This is a genomic window from Anabaena sp. AL09, from assembly GCF_001672255.1.
Classification (GTDB): Bacteria; Cyanobacteriota; Cyanobacteriia; order Cyanobacteriales; family Nostocaceae; genus Dolichospermum; species Dolichospermum lemmermannii.
In genome coordinates this window covers 1-22,892 of record NZ_LJOQ01000043.1, presented here as the reverse complement: position 1 = coordinate 22,892, position 22,892 = coordinate 1, and the positions used below count along the sequence as shown (strand labels likewise).

The window sequence follows — 22,892 nt, the reverse complement described above, 5'->3', positions numbered from 1 at the left end:
TCAGGATATCCAGAATTAAAGGATGAAGAGGATGGAAACAGGAATTAAAAAAATAGATTTGAAACATAATGAATGAATTAGCACCAATCATTAAATTAGGTAATCCGATATTACGACAAAAAGCGGCTGCGGTTGAGAATATTCAAGATGAGAAAATTCAAAACCTGATTGATGAATTAATTACCTCAGTTGCTCAAGCTAATGGGGTGGGAATTGCTGCACCACAAATAGCAGCATCATACCGTTTATTTATCGTCGCTTCCCGTCCTAATGCTAGATATCCCCACGCACCAGAAATGCAGCCCACCGCAATGATCAACCCGCGAATTGTTGCCCATTCTTCGGAAATAGTCAAGGGTTGGGAAGGTTGTTTAAGTGTTCCTGGAATTAGAGGTTTAGTTCCTAGATATCAAACAATTGAAGTTGAATATACAGACCGTTATGGCAATTTACAAAAACAAGAATTAACTGATTTTGTTGCCAGAATTTTTCAACATGAATATGATCATTTGGAGGGATTAGTATTTTTAGATCGGGTAGAAAACAATCATGATTTAATTAGTGAGGAAGAATATCAAAAATCGGTGATTGGTAAAAATGAGTGATCCACAGATCCCCGACTTCTTAGAGAAGTCGGGGATCTAAATTCTCGGTGATATTTTACCAACCTAATTTTTCTAAAATGGGTTTTGTAGACACAATATGTCTGTCTAAACCCAATTCTTTGGGACTGACACCTAAAGCTAAAGCAATTAATTGGGGTAAGTGTAAAATCGGTAAACCTAACTTTTCACCAATGACCTTTTCTACTTCTGGTTGACGAGAATCTAAATTCAAATGACACAAAGGACATGGTGTCACAATACAATCAGCACCATTATTTAAAGCTTCTTGGATATGATTTCCAGCCATTTGGAAAGATTCTGTTGTTGCGTAGCTAGATAAAGGCCAACCACAGCATTGAGTTCTGCCACGATAATATACAGGTGTCGCTCCTACAGCCCGAAATACATTTTCCATTGCTTCGGGTTTAAAAGGATCATCATAGGGCATGGATTTCTGAGCGCGGAGGAGATAACAGCCATAGAAAGCTGCACATTTTAATCCACTTAATTTTTTGGTGACTCGCTGGGTAATTTCTTCTAAACCATAATCTGTGACTAAAGCATAAAGAAGATGTTTAACTTCTGTACTCCCCCGATAGGGTGAACAGCCTTCTTTTTCTAATAAACCATTAACCTTATTCACGTAATCAGGATTTGTTGACTGACATTCTTTTAATCGTTCATCAACATGACCAATAACACCTTGACAAGTGCTGCAATGGGTAAGTAAAGGGAGATTTAATGATTCTGCTAAAGCGATATTTCTGGCGTTAACGGTATCTTCTAGTAGTTGAGAATCTTCTTTAAATGTCCCTGAACCACAGCAAGAGGCTTTTTTCAGTTCAACCAATTCAATACCCAAGGCTTGAGTGAGAGATTGGGTTGATATATACAGTTCCCTACAAGCCCCTTGAGCTACACAGCCTGGATAGTAAGCGTATTTTAGCGGTTTAGATAGCATAAAAGTATAGTTGGTTTATTGTTTAGAGGTGATGAGGATTGATTAATTGGGTGGTTACTGTGGTTATTAAACCTTTATCTCTCATTTCCAGGATCTCCTTCATCTTTAATCCTCAGTTTTAATGATAGAACCTATACTCAGGTTCACCCTTTCCGATAAGATGTATATGCCCAAAAAAAACTTTGTTCATTTAGAGCAAATCATAGCAACTTGTTAAGGACTTTTATTTATGAGCCAAGCAGCAACTTTTGAAAAAGTTAAAAAAATTATCGTTGAGCAACTTAGCATAGAGGATGCGGATACGGTTACACCACAAGCCAATTTTGTTGATGATTTAGGGGCTGATTCCCTAGATACAGTGGAGTTAGTTATGGCTTTGGAAGAAGAATTTGATATCGAAATTCCTGATGAAGCGGCTGAAAAAATTAAAACTGTTCAAGACACTGTGGATTATATCTCTAGTCACGCTACTGCATCTGCATAGGCAAATTTTGATTCAGAATTGACGGGTTTAAACAAATACTTTAAGAGTATACAAATTAACTGGATAAACCCGTCCTGAGATGAGTGTTAAGTGTCTAAACTGTAAGTTTGACTTCAAAAAAAGCACCAAAAGTCCATAATATTGAGCAAACAGTATAGTCTTAACTAAGAATACTTAACTCGGAACTCAGCCCTCTTAATTGTTTCCCCTGCTGCTTTTTCGCCATATTTAATGCAATCATGACAGACTATAAACGTAACCGCGTTGTTGTAACAGGTGTGGGCGCGATTACACCCATCGGTAACACACCAGCCGAATATTGGGAAGGATTATTAAGCGGACGAAATGGGATTGACTATATCACCGCCTTTGATGCTTCTAAACATAGTTGCCGCATTGCGGGTGAAGTCAAAAACTTTGATCCACACACTTACTTAGATCGCAAAGAAGCCAAGCGGATGGATCGGTTTGCCCAATTGGGTGTATCAGCAGCTAAACAAGCTGTTGCTGATTCAGGTTTAGTAATTGATGATCTCAACGCTGAACAAGTTGGTGTAATTATCGGTTCGGGAATTGGTGGAATTAAAGTTTTAGAAGACCAACAAACCATTTACTTAGATCCTAATAAAGGTCCTAGTCGTTGTAGTCCCTTCATGATTCCCATGATGATCGCCAATATGGCAGCAGGATTAACAGCAATTCATACTGGGGCAAAAGGTCCGAATTCCTGCTCTGTAACAGCTTGTGCTGCGGGTTCTAATTCTATCGGCGATGCTTTTCGTCAAATTCAAGGCGGATATGCCACAGCGATGATTTGCGGTGGCTGTGAAGCCGCAGTTACACCCCTGTCAGTGGCAGGATTTGCGGCTGCTCGCGCCCTCTCCACCCGCAATGATGATCCGGCTCATGCTTGTCGTCCCTTTGATCGTGATCGTGATGGCTTTGTCATGGGTGAAGGAGCAGGAATTTTAATTCTCGAAGAATTAGAACACGCCCTCAGCCGGGGCGCAAGGATTTATGGGGAAATTGTTGGTTATGGGATGACCTGTGATGCTTATCACATGACTTCTCCTGTTCCCGGTGGTTTAGGTGCAGCCAGAGCGATTGAGTTAGCTTTAAAAGATGCGTCACTGACACCGGAAATGGTTAGTTACATCAATGCTCATGGAACTAGTACGTCAGCTAATGATGTGAATGAAACCGCGGCGATTAAGAAAGCTTTGGGAGATCATGCGTATAAAGTAGCCATCAGTTCTACTAAATCCATGACAGGACATCTGTTAGGCGGTTCTGGTGGGATTGAAGCTGTAGCGACAATTTTAGCGATCGCTCATGATAAAATTCCTCCCACCATCAACATTGAAAATCTTGATCCAGAATGTGATTTAGATTATGTCCCCCATACTAGCCGCGCTCAAGTAGTCGAGGTAGCCTTATCTAATTCCTTTGGCTTTGGTGGTCATAATGTTACCCTAGCCTTTAAGAAATTTAAATCTTAAAGATACTTGGAAATAAAAAATATCCTATCGCTTTCAGGAAAGGGGAGAATATTTTTCTTCCCATTACCAATTACCAATCACCAGTGATTGGCCGTATTGATCACCAAAAACTCAGAAGATCCCGCTTGTCCATTGGTGATGGGAAATGAGATGATAGGAAGAGTGGGATCACTTCATAATGACCCCAGCCAGAAAAAGCTAAAAAGAGTCCTAACCCGTCGTTAACAATAAAGAGATTATGGCTGTTGCAACCCAATCCATCCAAGAACTTTGTATTAATTCGATCCGCTTTTTGGCTGTAGATGCCATAGAAAAATCTAAATCAGGACACCCAGGACTACCGATGGGCGCGGCTCCAATGGCTTTTGTGCTTTGGGATAGCTTCATGCGCTATAACCCCAAAAATCCTCAGTGGTTCAACCGCGATCGCTTTGTTTTGTCCGCAGGTCATGGTTCAATGTTGCAGTATGCCTTACTGTACTTGACCGGTTACGATAGCGTTACCATAGACGACATCAAGCAATTTCGTCAATGGGGTGCTAAGACCCCAGGCCACCCCGAAAACTTTGTTACACCCGGTGTAGAAGTCACAACAGGCCCTTTAGGTCAAGGAATTGCCAATGCAGTTGGTTTAGCAGTAGCCGAAGCACACCTAGCTGCTAAGTTCAATAAGCCTGATGCCACAATTGTTGACCACTACACCTATGTACTTCTGGGTGATGGTTGCAACATGGAAGGGATTTCCGGTGAAGCTGCTTCTATTGCAGGACACTGGGGATTAGGTAAACTCATTGCTCTTTATGACGACAACCACATCTCCATTGATGGTTCTACAGATGTAGCTTTCACAGAAGATGTTTCCAAACGGTTTGAAGCTTACGGTTGGCACGTTCTCCACGTTAAAGATGGTAACACCGATTTAGCCGGAATTGCCCAAGCTATTGAAGCCGCAAAAGCTGTCACCGACAAACCCACCATGATTAAGGTGACAACCACCATTGGTTATGGTTCTCCCAACAAACAAGATACCGCTGGTATTCACGGTGCGGCTTTGGGGCCAGAAGAAACCATCGCTACCCGCAAAAATTTAGGTTGGGAATACGACGCTTTTGTAGTTCCTGAAGATGCCCTTAATCATACTCGCAAAGCAGTAGAACGCGGTGCTGGTTACGAATCCGCTTGGAATACAGTTTATGCTGGTTACAAAGCTAAATATCCCCAAGAAGCAGCGGAATTTGACCGTTTCATTAGCGGCAAATTACCAGAAGGTTGGGATCAAGTATTACCTACCTACACACCAGAAGATAAAGCATTACCTACCCGCAAACACTCAGAAAACTGCCTCAACAAACTAGGGGCTGTTTTACCTGAGTTAATTGGTGGTTCTGCTGACTTAACCCACTCCAACCTCACCGAACTCAAAGGCGCTGGTGATTTCCAAAAAGGACATTTCGCTAACCGCAACATTCACTTTGGCGTAAGAGAACACGCTATGGGTGCAATCTGTAACGGTATGGCGTTGCATAATTCAGGTTTGATTCCTTACGGTGCAACCTTCCTAATCTTTACCGATTATATGCGGGCTGCTATTCGTTTGGCTGCTCTTTCCGAAGCTGGTTCAATTTGGGTCATGACTCACGACTCCATTGGCCAAGGTGAAGATGGTCCTACACACCAACCCATTGAAACCCTTGCTTCTTTGCGGGCTATTCCTGATTTAACTGTAATTCGTCCCGCTGACGGAAATGAAACATCCGGTGGTTACAAAGTCGCAATTGAGAAGTCTAAAGCAAAAGCTTCTACTTTATTGGCTTTTACTCGTCAAAATGTTCCTAACTTAGCTGGTACATCCATTGCGGGTGTTGCTAAGGGTGGATATACAATTGTTGATTCTGAAGGGACACCAGATATCATCTTGATTGGTACTGGTTCAGAAGTTAGCCTCTGTGTAAGTGCAGCAGAAAAATTAACTGCTGTCGGTAAGAAGGTTCGTGTTGTTTCTATGCCTTCTTCTACCTTGTTTGATACACAAGATGCAGCTTACAAAGAGTCTATTCTTCCTAAAGCTGTTACTAAGCGTCTATCTGTAGAAGCTGCTAGTAGCTTCGGTTGGCACAAATATGTCGGTAGCGAAGGCGACACTGTAAGTATTGATACTTTTGGTGCTTCTGCTCCTGGTGGTATTTGTTTGGAGAAGTTTGGCTTCACTGTTGATAATGTTGTCGCTAAAGCTAAGACTTTGTTAGGTTAATTTTCACAAAATACTTTCTAATTTTTTCGGGTGGGCTAAAAAGCTCACCTTTTTTTTGTTTTACTCTAATGAATGCTAATCTTTCTTGTCCTTCCCCTTGTTTTAGAAAACCCAATTTAATAGGAAATTAAATATTGAAAAATATTATAATGATGTATTAGATGGACTTTGACAACAATATTCTTTTGTTGCAGCAGCATTATCTATTTGGTTTCTGAGCGTATCCATCATTTCTATTACTATTCTATGCAATTCATCGTAATCTTTTTTATCTATATCAAGATAATTACCATGAGCTATAATGTTCCTTTTCCCTAACAATTTTTCATCTATTAATACTTCCTTTGATTCATAGAGTGAATAATCTAAACCAATCATACATATTATTTCTTTAAAAACTGATGATGATAAATTAGACGTAGCAATTCTAAATTCATATTTTATCACACTTCGCTCATTTAATTTAGTCATAAAAAATTCTGCAACTTCATTATATATAGTTGCTTTTTCTGTTTCCTTAGCTTGATCTAATTGATCTTTCATTGCCAAAGCTATAAAATTATTTGCTAGTTGATTATAAGGTAGCTTTTGCATAGCCACAAATTCTACATAGCTATTAGCTGATACTTTAACAAATCCTTCCCAATGAGCATAAAGCATAGTAATACCACTGCGGACTAATGCATTTCTTTTTGCTAATTCAAAATCCTTTGAATCAATCAAACTTTTCAATATTGAAAGCTCTTTTTTTCGCCATGCAAGTTCTTCTGCTAACTTATCACTAAGCTGTTCTAAAGTGCGTATTTTCATGGCTGGAAAATTTTACGTCCCAAGGGAACTAAGTTTGGTATTCTACGCTTTGCAGAAGTACCTGAACCTCCTGAACTTGACCACTGTTTGTATTCAGGATTTACCCAAACTTGCTTTACTTTTTCTTTGATATTAATCTCTGAATTAGATAAATTTTTGTAGTTGTAACCAATTCCTAACGCAATTACCTCATAAGCAGAAACCAAAAATCCTCCTAAAAATCTATTTTTAGTATGGGAGTATCTGCGAAAACTTTCATTTCCAAGTTGGTCATATAAAATTTCAAATGTCTTATTAAAAGCAGTTTCTTCTTCACTATAATTAAATTCTTGATTTTTAGCAATTTCTAGAATTTTATCAGTCAAGAAAATACTTAAATCATTACCTATTTTTTTTATTTCATTTTCTTCAAGAGTACGGAATACCAAAAATCTTACTAACAATTCCATATCATATTGTTCATCATTCTGTCGATCACTGAGAGCTATACATTCTTGGAAATTTTCATTTTCACTTAATTTTTTTAGCCAGTGAAACATTTCTTTGTTATACATGACAAGAATACAGTTTCTTACCTCCTGTGCTGTAGCTATTGAACCACCATTATTTAATCTTTGAAATAATTCGTATTTGGCAATTTCATCACTTTCTTTGAGAAGAATAGTTGCACCAATTTTAGCTCTTTTTATCAATAAGCGTTGGGCTGAAGTGAGAGAGTTAATAGGATCATCAGGATCTTCCCATTTCTTTCCTTCCAAATTTGATAAATATTTAGTTTTTTCTAAAACCAATGGATCTAAAAGTTTTTGATCTTCATCTTTTAATTTTCCCACAAATTCATATATTGTAGATAATCTTTGTAGTCCATCCACAACATCCCATACACCATCGTCACGTTGAGAAACAAAGATGGGTGGAATTGGTATACCCAGTAAAATAGATTCTATTAAGCTAGTTTTTTGGCTAGAAGTCCAACGAAAAATCCTTTGAAATTCAGGATGTATATCAATTTCGTTATTTTCATAAAGGCTGATCCATTCACCAATAGACATTGAATAGTGATCGGATCTAATCTCTTGCCTCATTTTGTCAATTTCTTCCTGAAGTCCCATGTTATTACTCCAATTTTAAAAAAGGTAAAATCTAGAAAGCCAGCTTTTACAAGCTGTAAATGTTTAATCTTGTCAGGGTTTTATAATTAGGTTTTAGTTGATTTTAACTCAGTAAAATCTAACTTTTAACGAGGGGTGATATCGGCTTTTCTCATCCCAACCTACTTGAATTATAAGTCATGAACAGAATATTATATTACTGCAATTATCAATTACATAACCAGTTTCATCTACGAACATAAAAAAGCCTTTACAGACCATAGCAAAAGATAGCCTGACAGATAATTACCAAATTGTAAAGGCTGGAGATACCATAGCGATAGCGTTCCGCAGGAATCGCATCATCCCAATTCCGCGATAAAATTTTACATTATTACTCTAGATAATACAACTGTTACCATAGTCTTTGCCTCATGATTAAGTTATTTAGATATTTTGTCATATTTTTAGAGGAAATTTCATGAACATTAACAAAAATGAACTTACACGAGTATAACGTTAGTGTATAATGGAATATTACTAATATCACAATAATTAACTCTCTGTTGATATTATGCAAACACAAACACGGTATTACACCCCAGAAGAATATTTAGAACTAGAAGAGAAAGCAGAATATAAAAGCGAATACCGAGACGGAGAAATTATCCCTATGACTGGAGGAACAACAAATCATAATAAAATCGCTCTGAATTTCGCTGCTAACTTGAAATTTGGGTTAAAGAAGCAAAATTATGATGTGTATATTGGTGATGTGCGTTTGTGGATACCGCGTTATCGTCAGCATACATACCCTGATATCATGGTAATTCAAGGAGAACCTATTTACACAGGTGCAAATACAACTACTGTGATGAATCCTTTATTAATTGCTGAAGTTTTATCTAAATCAACTAGCAATTATGACCAAAGTGATAAATTCATGTACTATCGTTCTATCTCTGAATTGAAAGAATATATTTTAATTAATCAATATCAATATCATGTTATGCAATATGTGAAAACCGACGATAGTAAATGGATATTCACAGAATTACAGTCTGAATCGGATATTTTGATATTGGAAACCATAGATTTTCAGATTGCTTTGAGTGACTTATATGAACAGGTGAATTTTACACAAGTTAATGAAAATGAATAATTAATATAACTCTATTTTCTGCTATATACTAAACACGCTTGGGAAATTAACTTTTACAAGATTAGGAAAAACCTAGATTTGTAGGGGTTTGGTACTGCTAAACCCCTACTATAGAATCACACGATTAAGACGTTTTGAATATAAATTAGTCCGTGAGTTGCCCAAACTTGTCCATGTTTACATATAATTTATTATAATAACAGTATCAAATTAATATCGCAAAAATTACCTAAAGTTATGAAAAAAAGGTTATTTAGTCAAGGGTGGATAGGGGTGACACAAACTGTCATTCTCGCTTCCCTGACAGCATTAACGACAATTGCGACTACCAACCAACCCAGCCACGCTGAAGGCACAACTTTTTACTGTGGCAAAAGTAAAGGTATACCTGTTACCTTTGTCCGTACTCAAGATAGTAGAAAAGTAATAATAGTTCGCTGGACTTCTAATGCTTACTTTCCACCACCTTGGACTGCTCAACGTCGTTGTGACGAAGTATCGCGCAGATTTCAAAGGAGTAATGACAACGGTACTCTGAAAAATATCACCACTGGGACGCTGAGAGGTGAACCAGTTGTTTGTGCTGGTACTAGCCAAAATACTGGTTGTACAAGTAATAATTTATTATTTACTCTCAAACGTGGAGTTAATCCCAGTGCTACTCTCCGCAGACTCTTAGACCGTCGGGGTTTAGCTGCTGGTAAGACAACAGTCGATGAAAGTGCAGGTGACGCAATTAATATTGACTTCCAGCTTTACCTGGATAATGCCACAGTTGAACCGGATTAAATTAACATGATTTGGCGGATATTAAAATTTGTCGCCTGTATTGGCGGTTTGTCAATGTTGCTTTCAAGTTCGGCGGAAAGTATCAGTATTTCCGCCAAACAAACTAGCATAACACAATCGCCAATTCCATTATCAGCAGCACAGTTGCAGGAAAAAGCGGCCGCTATGACTGTCAAGATATTATCAACAGATTTTTTGGGTTCAGGAATATTACTAAATAAACAAAATTCAGTTTATACAGTATTAACAAATGCCCATGTTTTGCGAGCAGATAATCCACCCTATCGTATTCAAACACCAGATGGAGAAATATACAAAGCAGATGTACAAAAAAATGTGAATTTCCAGAATTATGATTTAGCAATATTGCAATTTTCGACTATTAAAAAATCTTATTCTGTCGCAAATTTGGGTACTGTTCCCAAAGTAGAAGATGAGATATTTATTGCCGGGTTTCCTATGGAAGAAGAAAGCGAAAAAATCAGCTTTGTATTTATTGGTGGTAAGGTATCTTTGATATTATCAAAAGCTTTAGAGGCTGGTTATCAGGTGGGCTATACAAATCGTTTAGAAAAGGGGATGAGTGGCGGTGCTTTATTGAATAAACAGGGTGAGGTTGTGGGTGTAAATGGAATGCACGCTTATCCTTTATGGGATGCTCCCTCTGTGTTTATTGATGGTTCGCAAGCAGAGGAAAAGTTACATCAGGAAATAGTGGGTTTGAGTTGGGCTATACCAATAGATAGGGTTGTGCAAATGATGGGGGAATTTGAAAGCAAGCAGAATTATCCTTGGTTACATAAAGATAAATAGAGGTGAAATTATGAGGCTTAATTATAGAATATTAACAGTAATTAGTGGAGTATTAATCACATTTATTCAGCCAGAAATTACCAAAGCAATATGTAGTAATAATCAAGTAGATGGAAGTGCTGAAAAAATCACTGTTTTAATCAATAGTAAAGAACCGGGATCTGGTGTAATTATTAAAAGAACTGGTAATACTTATACTGTCCTTACGGCCTATCATGTTGTTAAAAATCCCAAATTTAAATATGAAATATTGACCGTAGACAAACAAACCCATCAAGTCAATTATCAAACAGTAAAACGCCTAGCAAATAATATTGATTTAGCTATTTTAGAATTTACGAGCCACCAAAATTATCAGATTGCTAAATTGAGTAATTCTGAAAAAATAAAAAGACGAACAAAATTGTATGTATCTGGTTATCCAGTGAAAACTGGAGCAATAAAAGCATCTATTTATGATTGCCGTGATGGGAAAGTAATTGATAATCTTACTAAAAATTCTATTAATAATAATGGCTATAATTTAATTTATGACAATCCTACATTACCGGGGATGAGTGGAGGAGCAGTTCTGAATGATGCCAAGCAACTCATAGGAATACATGGTAGAGGAGAAGGAGCAACTGATATAACTTCAGATGCTATCAATCCCGATGTTGGTATTATAAAATCAGGAAGAAATTTAGGAATTCCCAGCAGTGTTTTTCTACCATTATTAACTAGAATTGGCGTAAATGTAGATATGAGTTCTCCAACAGAAGAAATAGTCACTACTGGGAATAATACTGATAAATTGGAAGAATTACTATCTCAAGGCAACTGGAAAGAAGCTGATCAAGAAACAAAATCTCTCTTGTTTGCTATGACTCAAAGTTCTAATACAATTAATGAACAGGGAATTTCCCGATTATCTTGCACCAGTTTGAGTAGGATAAATCAAATGTGGAAAACTAACAGTCAAGGGAGGTTTGGTTTTACGGTACAAGCACAGAAGTGGAAAAGTCTGTTTGGTACTAAATTTGAACCAACTAACGAACATTTTGAAGATTTTGCTACTGAGGTAGGTTGGCGCTATCGCGGTAGATTTTTACACAACGATAAGATTAACTACTCTTTAAATGCTCCTTTAGGACACCTTCCCAGATTGTTTTTAGATGGACCAATTTGGGGAAAATTTATTGCGTATTTAGATAGTTGCAAGATATAATTTAGTTGAGTATTTTGTAATCTACTGAGGTGAAAAATGTCCAGAAGAATTAGCTATCTATCCTACTTAATCAAGATTTTTTTATTTTCAACGCCATTAATACTAATGCAATCTTTCCCAGCTTGGGGACAGTCTTCTTCTAATCAGCCTGAAGTTGGTTTTGAAATTGAAGGACAATCAGAACTTAATCAAATAGTCCTACCTTTATATAAATATGTAGGGGAATGTCCTAGTTCCCAAATTTATGTAGGCAAAGTGAAAGCCTGGTTTACATCCTCTACAGAACCTCCAAAAAATGGTAGAAAGGTGATTATCAGAAATATTAGCAGGGGGATGGCTCCCGATAATTTTCCCTTTACAGACCGTGACTATAGCAAAGGTAGATCATCCGAGTCAACTGACATAACTACTGGTACTCAACATAGTAATAGAGTATTTGTTGTTAAAGCGAATAATAAGAATGATTTTGAATATGAGATTAGACAAGAAAATTCAGTGCTTGAAAGGGGACAATTTTCTGCTTTTGTGAATGAAAGTTCTACAGTGGAAGAAATTTCTAGAGCAAAAATAGAGGTCGATAAAGGATACTGTGCAGAAAAAGGTAAAGATTTTTTCTCTCCTTGTCGTCGGTGGGTATCCAATAAAGTAAAAGAGTGTCCTTGAAGACTAACTATCTGTAAATAATGAACTGCTGCTATTTGTTAGACAAATTTAGCAGCAATCAAACTTAAATAATTAATAATTATCTCATGCAAAGGCGCAAAGAATGACTTAATCAGGACTTTAGGATATTTGATTGTAATTGAATGATAATTTTCTATTATTACAGTTACTTTCTTCTTTGCGTCTTTCCTCCTTTGCAACTTTGCGCGAAACATAACACACAAAAACACACGAAGAGAATGTTATTTTTATCCTGAAAATCCTCAAATCCTGGATATCCTAATTCTGACAATTAATCAATTTCCAATGAATTAATCATCTTGTCTGCTGTTTCCAAAAACTGATCATAATTATCTATTTTCGCAGTATAAGTAATCGTATAAGCCTGATCACCTTTTAAAGTCACAACCTGCATATTCTTTAAAATATCTTTACCATTTTTACCCGTAAACACCAATTTACTAGCTTCTTTATTTGCCAAATTCGTTACACTTTTATCAACAATCTTTGCACCTGATACAGTATTATTAATTTCCTGAATACTGGATTTTTGCCAATCATCTAATCTGCCAGAAAACTTATCAACGCTAATTGTCACCTTTTCTTGAAAATTATCTTTATCACTTTGTTTAGGAGAGATAAAAGTCACAACTTCGGCTGTAATTGGGTTTTCTAAATCTTGTCTTTCCCAGGTTTTTGGATATCTTACCTTTATCCCATATTGAGAATTTTCATATACATTAAAATCATCTTTTTTGGTAATAACTAAAATAGTTAAGCTGATAAATATTGTCATTACTAATCCCAGCAGCAACTTCCAATCTAGAGACTGCGGTAATAACTTTTTAACTGCTTGTAATGCTTCCTTTGCTGTAGGGTAACGCTTACGAAAATCATAACTTACCATTTTATCTAAAACAGTTCCTAGTTTGGGACTAACATTTACATATTTACGCCAAATAATTTCCCCCGTCTTTATATCTTCTTCTAATTTATCAGGTAATAAACCTGTGATTGCTTGAATAGCAATTATTCCCACTGCATAAATATCACTACTCAATTGTGGTTTACCTCTTTGTTGTTCAAGTGGCATATAACCAGGAGTCCCAATAATTACAGTAGAAGTAATTTGTCCCTGTTTATTAACTAGCTGTGTACGAACTTCTTTAACTGCACCAAAATCAATCAGGAAAATTGTATTATCTAAATGACGACGACGGATATTATCTGGTTTAATATCTCGGTGAATAACTTTGTATTTATGAACAAATTCTAAGACTTCTAAAATTTCTATTAGGAGTTGAATAACATCAGATTCACTCATTTTTTGACCTGATATTAATTCATCACTCAAATCATTACCTTTTATATATTCTTGAACTATATAAAATTCCTGATATTCTTCTATGTGGGCTAAAAGTTGGGGAATTTGGTCATGTTTACCTAACATTTCTAGGGTTACTGCTTCTTGTTCAAAAAGCCTTTTAAGTATTATTAAAGTCGCTGGGTCTGTACTGGCTGGTGTAAACTGCTTAACAACACAAAGAGGATTTCCTGGTCGTTTGGTGTCTTTCGCTAAAAAGGTAGTCCCAAATCCACCTTGTCCCAGATTTTGAATAATGTGATAACGCTTGTCTATAATCGTGCCTATCATTAGACTCACCCTGTACTCAGAATGCGTTTAGGATTGATTATGACACAAATTCTGACATCTAACCCACATTTTGCAGATATTAAAACAAATTTAGGAATTAAAAATTTAGAGAAATAAAAGCCTGAAAATATTGCCCAGCAAAGATTTCATTAGACAGGGGTAGCGATGAATGAATGGTTACAAGGAAATTCACTTTTATTAGCGGAAATACCGAATAATTTAAAATCACAAGAATCTAATTTAGAAGTTAGTGAAAGACTACGACAATTATCTATTGCATTAAGGGATAGATAGTGTTAAACAGATAAAATTCTCAAACACAGCATCGCAAATTATCCATGATAGAAACCGACTGGAAAACCGTCAAAACCTACGAAGACATCATCTATCAAAAAACCGACGGTATCGCCAAAATCACCATCAACCGTCCCCACAAACGGAACGCATTCCGTCCCAAAACCGTATTTGAACTATACGAAGCCTTTTGGGATGCCAAAGAAGATACCAGCATTGGCGTAGTGTTATTTACTGGTGCAGGACCCCACACAGACGGTAAATACGCCTTTTGTTCAGGTGGAGATCAAAGTGTGCGGGGACAAGCAGGTTATGTAGATGATGCCGGAATCCCCCGTTTAAACGTCCTCGACTTACAACGCCTCATTCGTTCCATGCCGAAAGTCGTTATTGCCCTAGTCGCGGGTTATGCTATTGGCGGCGGTCATGTTCTTCATTTAATTTGTGATTTAACCATTGCTGCTGATAACGCCATTTTTGGGCAAACAGGCCCCAAAGTAGGCAGTTTTGACGGTGGTTTTGGTGCAAGTTATTTAGCACGAATAGTAGGGCAAAAAAAAGCGCGAGAAATCTGGTTTCTCTGTCGTCAATATAACGCCCAAGCAGCCTTAGAAATGGGCTTAGTTAATACCGTCGTTCCCATAGAACAACTAGAAATAGAAGGGATAAAATGGGCGCAAGAAGTCTTAGAAAAAAGTCCCATAGCCATTCGTTGTCTCAAATCAGCATTTAACGCCGACTGCGACGGACAAGCTGGTTTACAAGAACTCTCCGGTAACGCTACTCTCCTTTATTACATGACAGAAGAAGGAGCAGAAGGAAAACAAGCATTTTTAGAAAAACGTCCCCCTAACTTTCGGGATTTTCCCTGGTTGCCTTAAATTTATTCGCCGTTGCATAATGGCTGTATGAATTATCTTTCGCGCAAAGGCACAAAGGAGCAAAGGCGCAAAGTTTGAGATTTTGAAATATACCAAAATCGCACCTGTTGTGGAAGGTGCGATTTCCGAAGATGTCAAAATTGGAAACACTAACGAATTGCCAGTCAAATTTTATTAAGGTAGAAGGAAAATTGATGACCGTAATAATAGGTAGTTAAATTAGTACGCTCTGATTTTTTACTTCTTGTGCAGCGGAAGTAGGGATATCTTCAACAGAGGCTACTGTAAGATGATCCAAATCGGTCGGAAGAGTTTGAGCAGCCGAAAAAATAGGTCTGGCTACTGGTAAACTCCAAGCTTCTTCTAAGGTTTCCCAAGCAGGTGCAAAAGCTGCTAAGGCGAAAGGACAGGCCTTCCAAACCCCTTGAACTGGTGCGCTCAACTTTTCACACATACCACCACGACGACCCTGTGGTTGGTAATAACGACAATAACGACAGGTAGATGTTAAACGCTTAATTAGTTTCATGTGCCTTCATCTTCAATACCGTAGGACTAGTTATCACACTTATATATCTTGCTTCTTCATCAAAATAGGCATGAAAGGCGAAAACTCATTATTGGCTATAGGTTCTAGCGATTATTAGCGATAAATAAACTTTATGATGTCTTTAGATTCTTGTTATATTTGTAAATGATTATTGAAGTGTTCACACACTTGTTTTTGTCTGAAACGTAATGGGGATCAAGGTTAAAAGTTTTATTTTAGATTTGCTCATCTTGGAAAAACCTGACTTTAGATGGATTTAAAATTCATCCTTAGCATCTACTTTACTCAATGATTTATAATAGTTCAATATTTTTAATCAGGGCTTATTTTCTACCCTAACAGCTTAGTGCAGCAGAGAGAACAAACATCCCAGCGTTCTAGTTCACCCGGTGGAGTGGGACATTGACATTGGGGACATAAAGGGAGATGATGCGATCGCTCTTGCATCTTCTTCGCCCAATTCTCAAAAACACCCAAAGCATTGTCAAGACTAGATATAACTAACTTCTCAGTAGTTAAATCATCAACCACATAACTAGGATGTTCAGATGCCGAAACAGTTGGTTCTGTTCCCGTCGTTGAGGAATTTTTCCACTCTGCTGTCGAAAAACGAATATCCACCAAAGAGGTGGAGAGCTTATCATTTAATTTCATCAATATAGTTTTCCGTCCAAAGGTCAAATTTTGCGCCCAAGCAGCACTAGAAGTTGCTACCCACACTACATCACGTTGAACTGACAAAGGACGAGTTTGAGCAGCAACCGCAGTCCCCACAACTTCCACCCAACACTTCAGCAACCGTGGAAATACCTGTTCTTGCCATTGTGGTGAACGTTGAATATTCCCTAAAACTTGATCAATTGACTTAAAAGACATATTTTGTTAGTAGTTTTACTATTTTAACTATTGTGGGACGGCCAGCATTCGACAAATCGCTCACGCCTAAGTCTTGCCTCTTGCCTAGTGCCATAACGACGATTTTCAATGCTAACCTACTTATATTGAAAATTAATTTAATCATCTACCCTAACTCCATCTTAAACAATGAATCAAAATCCTCTTATAGATTCTTCGCAAACACCAGTCTTAAACCCTGCTCTGACTACAGCACTGGCTAGTTTAGAAGTACAATTAGATCAAGAATTAACCAGATACCGACGGACACGCAAAAACGCCAGACAACAACCATTAAGCAGTGTAGAAAGTTACACAATAAATAAAAAAACAGCCTTGTTAACAGATATTCAACTACCAGCAGTTCCTCCCATAGCCACTCCCCCAGAAAATTCGTTGTTGACGAGAGAGACTGAAGCAATTAATTTTCCCCAGGAGTTTGCTATTTCCGAAATAGAAGAAACCCCCACCCCTCCAAACTTAGAAAAATCTAGCAGTAGTATAGTTCCCACCAAAATTCAATCTGTTGAAAACCAAACCCTCCTCACCACAAACGATACTCCTAAACAACCAGATGATTATTTAGAATCTAGTGAAGCATTATTACGGAGTTTGACTGCCGTTGCACCACAAACTCAAACTCCTAATTCTCCCAAATCCCGTGACAGTGTGCTATCCCCTCTGGAAATTGGTTCAATGCTATTGCTATTGTTAGCAACTTTAACTTTAGGCTATGTAGTCTTAAATCCCAAAACTTTGCCTAAATTTAATTTCAGTAACTTAACAAACAATAATTCATCACCAATTGCGGTAAATACTGAAGTAATAGAAAATAATTCTCAACCAACTAGCGAACCCAAAATCACTCCCATAGTCAAATATCCTAATTTAGCTACCCAAGAATTTCGACAAGTCAGAGATCCTCAAGATATCGTAGATTTAACACCAAAGATTAAACCCACTCCCCAAATCGTCCCCACTCCCCTAGCTATTCAACCCCCCATAACTCCTATAACTCCTATAACTCCTATAACTCCATTACCCACTCTTTCCCCTCTTTCTACTCTTTCCACACCTCTACCAAAGCCTACAGCCACCGCATCACCCCTTACAGAAGATGTGAAACTGTCAACTAACGGCTACTATTATATTATTGCTGATAATCAAGGCGACAAAGCTTTAACAGCAGCAAAGCAAGTAGTTCCTGATGCTTATTTATCACCCAATCAAAAATTTATTTATTTAGGTGCATTGAAAACCAAGGATGAGATTAAGCGGAAATTGCAAGAATTAGAAGCAAAAGGGATCAAAGGACGGTTACAAGAGCCATAATAAAAAAACCTTGGTATTGCTGAATTCAGGAATGAAATTCACTTAATTTTAATTCCGAAAACTCTTACCTTTGCGCCTTTGCGCCTTTGCGCCTTTGCGTGTTAGCGAAGCGGGGCGAAGCCTGGCTAATTCATACTCATTCGGTAGAGCCAACATGGAAGTTATTAACCGTATTCTGCGGGTGATTCGCGCTAATTTCAATACTTTAGTCAGCAATGCAGAAGATCCAGAAAAAATTCTGGAAAAAGCTTTCATGGAAATGCAGGAGAATTTGGTACAATTGCGTCAAGGGGTAGCTCAAGCGATCGCCACCCAAAAGCGCACAGAACGCCAAGCAGCCGCAGGAGAATCCCAAGGTGAAGAATGGTATCGTCGCGCCCAATTAGCCCTCCAGCAAGGCAATGAGTCTCTCGCACGGGAAGCCCTCACCAAACGCAAATTTTACCAAGAAACCGCTACAACCTTAACCAGTCAAATTCAACAGCAAAAAGATGTAGTAGCCAAATTAAAGCAAGATATGCGGACTCTAGAGTTAAAACTGGCTGAAGTGAAAACCAAAAAAGATATGTATATCGCTCGCGCACGTTCGGCCGAAGCTTCTTATCGGCTTCAGGAAATGCTAACTGGTGCTTCTGCCACATCTAGTTTAGGTGCATTAGAACGAATGGAAGAAAAAGTTTTACAGATAGAAGCACAATCAGAAGTTGCTAGTACACTGGGTGGTGATAATCTAGAAAAAAGATTTGCATCCTTAGATTCTGATCATGATATTGATATAGAACTGGCAGCAATGAAAACTTATATGCTAAATCAAGGAGAAAATCCGCAACCAGATCATAATTTACCCAAAACACCCGAATAATAAGTTTGCTTGGTTAATATAGCTAATTGATAGGTTCATGATTCAGAATAGAAAAAAAGATAGTAATTCAGACTGGAAAGACTACATTGGCATGGGTAGCTATTAATATAGTAGAAAAGCTAACTATCTAACCAAGAGCGTAAACCTCTAAAGGAAAAATAAATTTATGGGATTATTTGATCGCCTTAAACGAGTAGTTGGTGCTAACCTCAACGATTTAGTCAGTAAAGCCGAAGATCCAGAAAAAATGCTGGAACAAGCCCTCTTGGAAATGCAAGAGGACATGGTGAAGTTGCGTCAAGGGGTAGCGCAAGCAATAGCCGCCCAAAAACGTACTGAAAAACAGTATAATGAAGGACAAAATGAAATTAATAAGTGGCAACGCAACGCCCAACTTGCCCTCCAAAAAGGTGATGAAAACCTAGCACGTCAAGCATTAGAGCGGAAGAAAACTTATACTGATACTGCTACGGCTTTAAAAACTAGTCTAGATCAGCAAACTGTTCAGGTAGAAGGTCTCAAAAAGAATTTAATCCAGTTAGAGAGCAAAATTTCTGAAGCCAAAACTAAGAAAGAAATGCTCAAAGCCCGGATTACTGCGGCCAAAGCCCAAGAACAATTGGGAAATATGGTGAGTGGGATGAGTACCAGTAGTGCCATGTCCGCTTTTGAGCGCATGGAAGAAAAAGTGTTGCTTCAAGAATCTCGCGCTCAGTCTACCGCAGAATTAGTAGGTTCAGATTTAGAAAACCAATTTGCACGTTTGGAATCTGGTAGTGATGTTGATGATGAATTAGCTGCAATGAAAGCATCGCTCGCACCTGCACCAGAACCAAAACTACTAACCCCAGAACAACCCAGCACCGCAACTCCAGCACAACCAACCAGTACAACTAAACCTGCTCAACCAGTTGATGCTGAATTAGAGGCTCTACGCAAACAATTGGATAATCTGTAGTTTTTACGGATAATTTAATCCAGTTAATCCCACACATCTTCGTTGTGGGATTTTGCTTCATTTTTAAAGACCAAAAATTTATATAGTAAATCTTTTATAGTCTAAAATCCAAAATCTAAAATCTAAAATGGTATGACAACTGACTCTCAGATTGGGATAGAGTATTTTGTAAACGAACTTCATTAATTTATGCTACCTTTATGGAGACTATGATGAACAAGGGTGTAATCACTATCACTGATGCTGAGTTTGAAACAGAAGTATTAAAAGCCGAGCAGCCTGTATTGGTCTATTTTTGGGCTTCCTGGTGTGGTCCTTGTCAATTGATGTCACCACTGATTAACTTGGCTGCAACAACTTATGGCGATCGCTTAAAAATTGTTAAGATAGAAGCTGATCCCAATCCAGTCGCTGTCAAGGAATATCGGGTAGAAGGTCTTCCCGCTCTTAGGTTACTAAGAGGAGAAACAGTATTAGAATCTACTGAAGGAGTAATTAGTAAAAATAAATTACTCAGTTTTTTAGATCAGCATTTAAATAATAATTAGTTACCCGTCAGTGATCAAAACTCCATAGTTTCTGATCACTCACTCATGACTAATGACCAATGACTAATAATTAAAATGCAATTTGCCACCCGGTTACAACCTTTAAAATCTAATGTATTTGCGGATATGGACACAGCCAAGACCATTGCTTTGGCTGCTGGAAGAGAATTAATTGATTTGTCCTTGGGTTCTTCAGATTTACCAGCCGAGAATCACGTCATAGAAGCGATCGCTCAATCTCTCCATGATCCTAGCACTCATGGTTATTTATTATTTCGTGGTACTCAAGATTTCCGTCAAGCCGCAGCCCAATGGTATGAACAAAAATTCGGTATCCCAATTGACCCAGAAACAGAAGTTTTACCCCTGATTGGTTCTCAAGAAGGGACAGCCCATTTGCCTTTAGCCGTGCTTAATCCCGGCGATTTTGCTTTATTATTAGATCCTGGTTATCCTTCCCATGCCGGGGGAGTATACTTGGCTAGTGGTCAAATTTACCCCATGCCATTAAAACCAGAAAATAACTTTTTACCAGTTTTAAGTGATATTCCCGCCAACATTTTAGCCCAGTCGCGGTTAATGGTATTAAGCTATCCCCATAATCCTACCAGTGCGATCGCTCCCTTATCCTTCTTTCAAGAAGCCGTAGCCTTTTGTCAACAACATAATATAGTCCTCGTTCACGACTTCCCCTACGTAGATTTAGTCTTCGCAGCAGAAACCCAAACTTCAAAATCTCTTGTTCCCTCAATATTGCAAGCAGACCCCGAAAAAAGCGTCTCCATTGAATTTTTTACCCTGTCTAAGTCTTATAATATGGGCGGCTTCCGCATTGGTTATGCAATTGGGAATCCGCAATTAATTCAAGCCTTAAAGCAAATCAAAGCCACCGTTGATTTTAACCAATATTTGGGAATTTTGAACGGAGCGATCGCTGCCCTCACCGGACCCCAAGATGGTGTAAAATCTGCCGTTGATACTTTTCGTCAACGCCGCGACACCTTCATCAAAGCCTTACACCGTATTGGTTGGAACGTTCCCACCCCCCAAGCCACAATGTACATTTGGGCAAAATTACCTACACAATGGAGTCATAATTCAAGAGAATTTTGCACAGAATTAGTCAAAAAAACAGGTGTAGCAGCTTCTCCAGGTATCGGCTTTGGTAAATTCGGTGAAGGATACGTTCGCTTTGCATTAGTACAAAAACCAGAAATCTTAGAAACTGCTGTAGAGAGAATTTCCCAGTTCCTCTATTAACTCAAGTTGCTAGTCATCTAATTGAGCCTGGTAATTGGTAATTGGTAAATTTCTCATCCTGTTAATCCTTTAATCGATGGATATCCTGATATGGCTTGCGCCACGCTACGCTATCAGACAGTTTACCATTCTCATACTCAAATCCAACCATTTAGACTGAGTAATAGGCGCACTAGTAGAAATATAATCAACACCAGTTTCCGCCACAGCGCGAACAGTCTCCAAAGTTACATTTCCCGAAGCCTCAATCTTCACCCGACTATCTTCTTTACGAATCAATAATACAGCCTCACTCATCATAGACAAAGACATATTATCCAACATAATAATATCAACTTTGTGCTGTAACGCTTCCCGCACCTGAGCTAAATTTTCCGTTTCCACCTCAATAGTCAGAGGATAAGGAACATGAGAACGAATGCGGGTAACAGCCTCCCCAATTCCTCCAGCAGCAACAATATGATTATCCTTAATCATCACCGCATCATCCAAACCCATGCGGTGATTCATAGCACCACCCAAAGCAGTAGCGTACTTTTCCAAAATTCTCAACCCTGGAGTAGTTTTGCGCGTATCCACCAACTGAGCAGGTAAATCAGCTATTTTTTCTACATATATATTAGTCAAACTGGCAATTCCACTTAATCGCATCACCAAATTCAACGCCACCCGTTCCCCCATCAACAGCGTATCAAGAGAACCATTGATTTCTGCTATCACCTGTCCCGGTTCACATGGTGTACCCTCATCAGTCAAACTGATAAAATCAACCTCATTATTTAAAAGCTTAAACACCCTAGCCGCAACTGGTAAACCCGCAATTATCCCAGGTGCTTTAGCTATCCACTTAGCTTGTCCTCTCGCGGAATTTGGGGATAATAAAGATTGAGTAGTGCGATCTCCCCTACCAATATCTTCCAACAACCAACTTTGCAACAATTGATCCAGCACCAAAAACGGTGGTAGTACAGCCACTGAACTCTTCATATCATCTTCTAATATCTATATCCACTCAACACTATCAATAATTGTCTTCCCTTCTCTAATGAATCAAAAAACCCCAGACGTGGAACTCCACCAAGTCAGCCCAATCAAAAACACCACTAACAGGGCAGAAAATTCAGGATTTTAACACTCACAACCCTTGTCTCACAAGGATTTCAGACAGAACGAAAAAACAATCTTCAAAATAGTTTGAAAAAGTAGTTGACAAACCAAAGGAGATTCGATATCTTAAATAAGTGCCTGAAGCGAAGCGAAACAAAAGCAACGCCAAAAGTCGCACCGAACCTTGAAAATATTATAGTTTGAAAGCCAGAATACA

The 22,892-nt window shown here is 38.1% G+C and carries 23 protein-coding genes; 16 read left to right on the top strand and 7 right to left on the bottom strand.

Going from position 1 to position 22,892, the window contains the following annotated elements; translation table 11 throughout:
* Positions 1-68 precede the first annotated feature (68 nt).
* The gene (gene def, locus AN490_RS09115; protein ID WP_300002067.1) at positions 69-605 is read left to right on the top strand and encodes a peptide deformylase; all 537 of its coding nucleotides are present in this window, start codon (positions 69-71) and stop codon (positions 603-605) included.
* A 55-nt stretch (positions 606-660) separates the two neighbouring features.
* Here the strand turns inward: def and AN490_RS09110 are convergent, their stop codons facing one another.
* On the bottom strand, positions 661-1,566 hold the full coding sequence (locus AN490_RS09110; RefSeq protein ID WP_015081593.1) for a CoB--CoM heterodisulfide reductase iron-sulfur subunit B family protein: 906 nt from the start codon (positions 1,564-1,566) through the stop codon (positions 661-663).
* 229 nt (positions 1,567-1,795) lie between these two features.
* Between AN490_RS09110 and acpP the strand changes: the two genes are divergently transcribed.
* The 3 genes from acpP to tkt all read left to right on the top strand — a co-directional run bounded on the left by acpP (position 1,796) and on the right by tkt (position 5,800).
* A complete protein-coding gene (gene acpP / locus AN490_RS09105) occupies positions 1,796-2,050 on the top strand; it encodes an acyl carrier protein (RefSeq protein ID WP_300002064.1) in 255 nt (84 codons plus the stop codon).
* A gap of 239 nt (positions 2,051-2,289) precedes the next feature.
* Positions 2,290-3,549, top strand: a complete 1,260-nt coding sequence (gene fabF, locus AN490_RS09100; RefSeq protein ID WP_300002061.1) for a beta-ketoacyl-ACP synthase II — start codon at positions 2,290-2,292, stop codon at positions 3,547-3,549.
* 238 nt (positions 3,550-3,787) lie between these two features.
* Positions 3,788-5,800, top strand: a complete 2,013-nt coding sequence (gene tkt, locus AN490_RS09095) for a transketolase (protein ID WP_300002059.1) — start codon at positions 3,788-3,790, stop codon at positions 5,798-5,800.
* Between the two features lie 144 nt (positions 5,801-5,944).
* Here the strand turns inward: tkt and AN490_RS09090 are convergent, their stop codons facing one another.
* Together AN490_RS09090 and AN490_RS09085 are read right to left on the bottom strand one after the other, a co-directional pair.
* Complete coding sequence (locus tag AN490_RS09090) at positions 5,945-6,610, bottom strand: MAE_28990/MAE_18760 family HEPN-like nuclease (protein WP_300002056.1); 666 nt, start codon at positions 6,608-6,610, stop codon at positions 5,945-5,947.
* A complete protein-coding gene (locus AN490_RS09085; protein WP_300002053.1) occupies positions 6,607-7,722 on the bottom strand; it encodes a DUF262 domain-containing protein in 1,116 nt (371 codons plus the stop codon). Before AN490_RS09085 ends, AN490_RS09090 begins: the two co-directional genes overlap by 4 nt.
* A gap of 553 nt (positions 7,723-8,275) precedes the next feature.
* On the opposite strand from AN490_RS09085, the gene AN490_RS09080 reads away from it, so the two are divergent.
* From AN490_RS09080 to AN490_RS09060, 5 genes are all read left to right on the top strand, one after another.
* The gene (locus AN490_RS09080) at positions 8,276-8,863 is read left to right on the top strand and encodes a Uma2 family endonuclease (RefSeq protein ID WP_300002050.1); all 588 of its coding nucleotides are present in this window, start codon (positions 8,276-8,278) and stop codon (positions 8,861-8,863) included.
* A 237-nt stretch (positions 8,864-9,100) separates the two neighbouring features.
* The gene (locus AN490_RS09075) at positions 9,101-9,652 is read left to right on the top strand and encodes a COP23 domain-containing protein (protein ID WP_300002047.1); all 552 of its coding nucleotides are present in this window, start codon (positions 9,101-9,103) and stop codon (positions 9,650-9,652) included.
* Between the two features lie 6 nt (positions 9,653-9,658).
* On the top strand, positions 9,659-10,465 hold the full coding sequence (locus AN490_RS09070) for a serine protease (protein ID WP_300002044.1): 807 nt from the start codon (positions 9,659-9,661) through the stop codon (positions 10,463-10,465).
* Between the two features lie 10 nt (positions 10,466-10,475).
* Positions 10,476-11,672, top strand: a complete 1,197-nt coding sequence (locus AN490_RS09065) for a GUN4 domain-containing protein (RefSeq protein WP_300002041.1) — start codon at positions 10,476-10,478, stop codon at positions 11,670-11,672.
* A gap of 105 nt (positions 11,673-11,777) precedes the next feature.
* Positions 11,778-12,335 (top strand): hypothetical protein, encoded by a 558-nt coding sequence (locus tag AN490_RS09060; RefSeq protein WP_300002038.1) that lies wholly within the window; start codon positions 11,778-11,780, stop codon positions 12,333-12,335.
* Between the two features lie 292 nt (positions 12,336-12,627).
* Here the strand turns inward: AN490_RS09060 and AN490_RS09055 are convergent, their stop codons facing one another.
* Positions 12,628-13,989 (bottom strand): serine/threonine-protein kinase, encoded by a 1,362-nt coding sequence (locus tag AN490_RS09055; protein ID WP_300002035.1) that lies wholly within the window; start codon positions 13,987-13,989, stop codon positions 12,628-12,630.
* Between the two features lie 165 nt (positions 13,990-14,154).
* Between AN490_RS09055 and AN490_RS09050 the strand changes: the two genes are divergently transcribed.
* Positions 14,155-14,283 (top strand): hypothetical protein, encoded by a 129-nt coding sequence (locus tag AN490_RS09050; protein ID WP_300002032.1) that lies wholly within the window; start codon positions 14,155-14,157, stop codon positions 14,281-14,283.
* 47 nt (positions 14,284-14,330) lie between these two features.
* Entirely contained in the window at positions 14,331-15,164 is an 834-nt protein-coding gene (gene menB / locus AN490_RS09045) for a 1,4-dihydroxy-2-naphthoyl-CoA synthase (RefSeq protein ID WP_300002128.1), read from the top strand.
* Positions 15,165-15,378: 214 nt separating this feature from the next.
* Here menB and AN490_RS09040 read toward each other — a convergent pair whose 3' ends face one another.
* A complete protein-coding gene (locus AN490_RS09040; RefSeq protein ID WP_015081580.1) occupies positions 15,379-15,693 on the bottom strand; it encodes a hypothetical protein in 315 nt (104 codons plus the stop codon).
* Between the two features lie 351 nt (positions 15,694-16,044).
* The gene (locus AN490_RS09035) at positions 16,045-16,590 is read right to left on the bottom strand and encodes a DciA family protein (protein WP_148762978.1); all 546 of its coding nucleotides are present in this window, start codon (positions 16,588-16,590) and stop codon (positions 16,045-16,047) included.
* A gap of 168 nt (positions 16,591-16,758) precedes the next feature.
* Between AN490_RS09035 and AN490_RS09030 the strand changes: the two genes are divergently transcribed.
* From AN490_RS09030 to AN490_RS09010, 5 genes are all read left to right on the top strand, one after another.
* Entirely contained in the window at positions 16,759-17,940 is a 1,182-nt protein-coding gene (locus AN490_RS09030) for a hypothetical protein (protein ID WP_300002027.1), read from the top strand.
* 154 nt (positions 17,941-18,094) lie between these two features.
* Positions 18,095-18,802, top strand: a complete 708-nt coding sequence (locus AN490_RS09025; RefSeq protein ID WP_300002024.1) for a PspA/IM30 family protein — start codon at positions 18,095-18,097, stop codon at positions 18,800-18,802.
* Between the two features lie 166 nt (positions 18,803-18,968).
* A complete protein-coding gene (locus AN490_RS09020) occupies positions 18,969-19,760 on the top strand; it encodes a PspA/IM30 family protein (RefSeq protein WP_015081576.1) in 792 nt (263 codons plus the stop codon).
* A 212-nt stretch (positions 19,761-19,972) separates the two neighbouring features.
* The gene (locus tag AN490_RS09015) at positions 19,973-20,308 is read left to right on the top strand and encodes a co-chaperone YbbN (protein ID WP_300002125.1); all 336 of its coding nucleotides are present in this window, start codon (positions 19,973-19,975) and stop codon (positions 20,306-20,308) included.
* 66 nt (positions 20,309-20,374) lie between these two features.
* Positions 20,375-21,568: an LL-diaminopimelate aminotransferase gene (locus tag AN490_RS09010; RefSeq protein WP_300002122.1), complete on the top strand. Its 1,194-nt coding sequence runs from the start codon at positions 20,375-20,377 to the stop codon at positions 21,566-21,568.
* Between the two features lie 105 nt (positions 21,569-21,673).
* Here AN490_RS09010 and nadC read toward each other — a convergent pair whose 3' ends face one another.
* Positions 21,674-22,555: a carboxylating nicotinate-nucleotide diphosphorylase gene (gene nadC / locus AN490_RS09005; protein WP_148762970.1), complete on the bottom strand. Its 882-nt coding sequence runs from the start codon at positions 22,553-22,555 to the stop codon at positions 21,674-21,676.
* Positions 22,556-22,892: the final 337 nt, after the last annotated feature.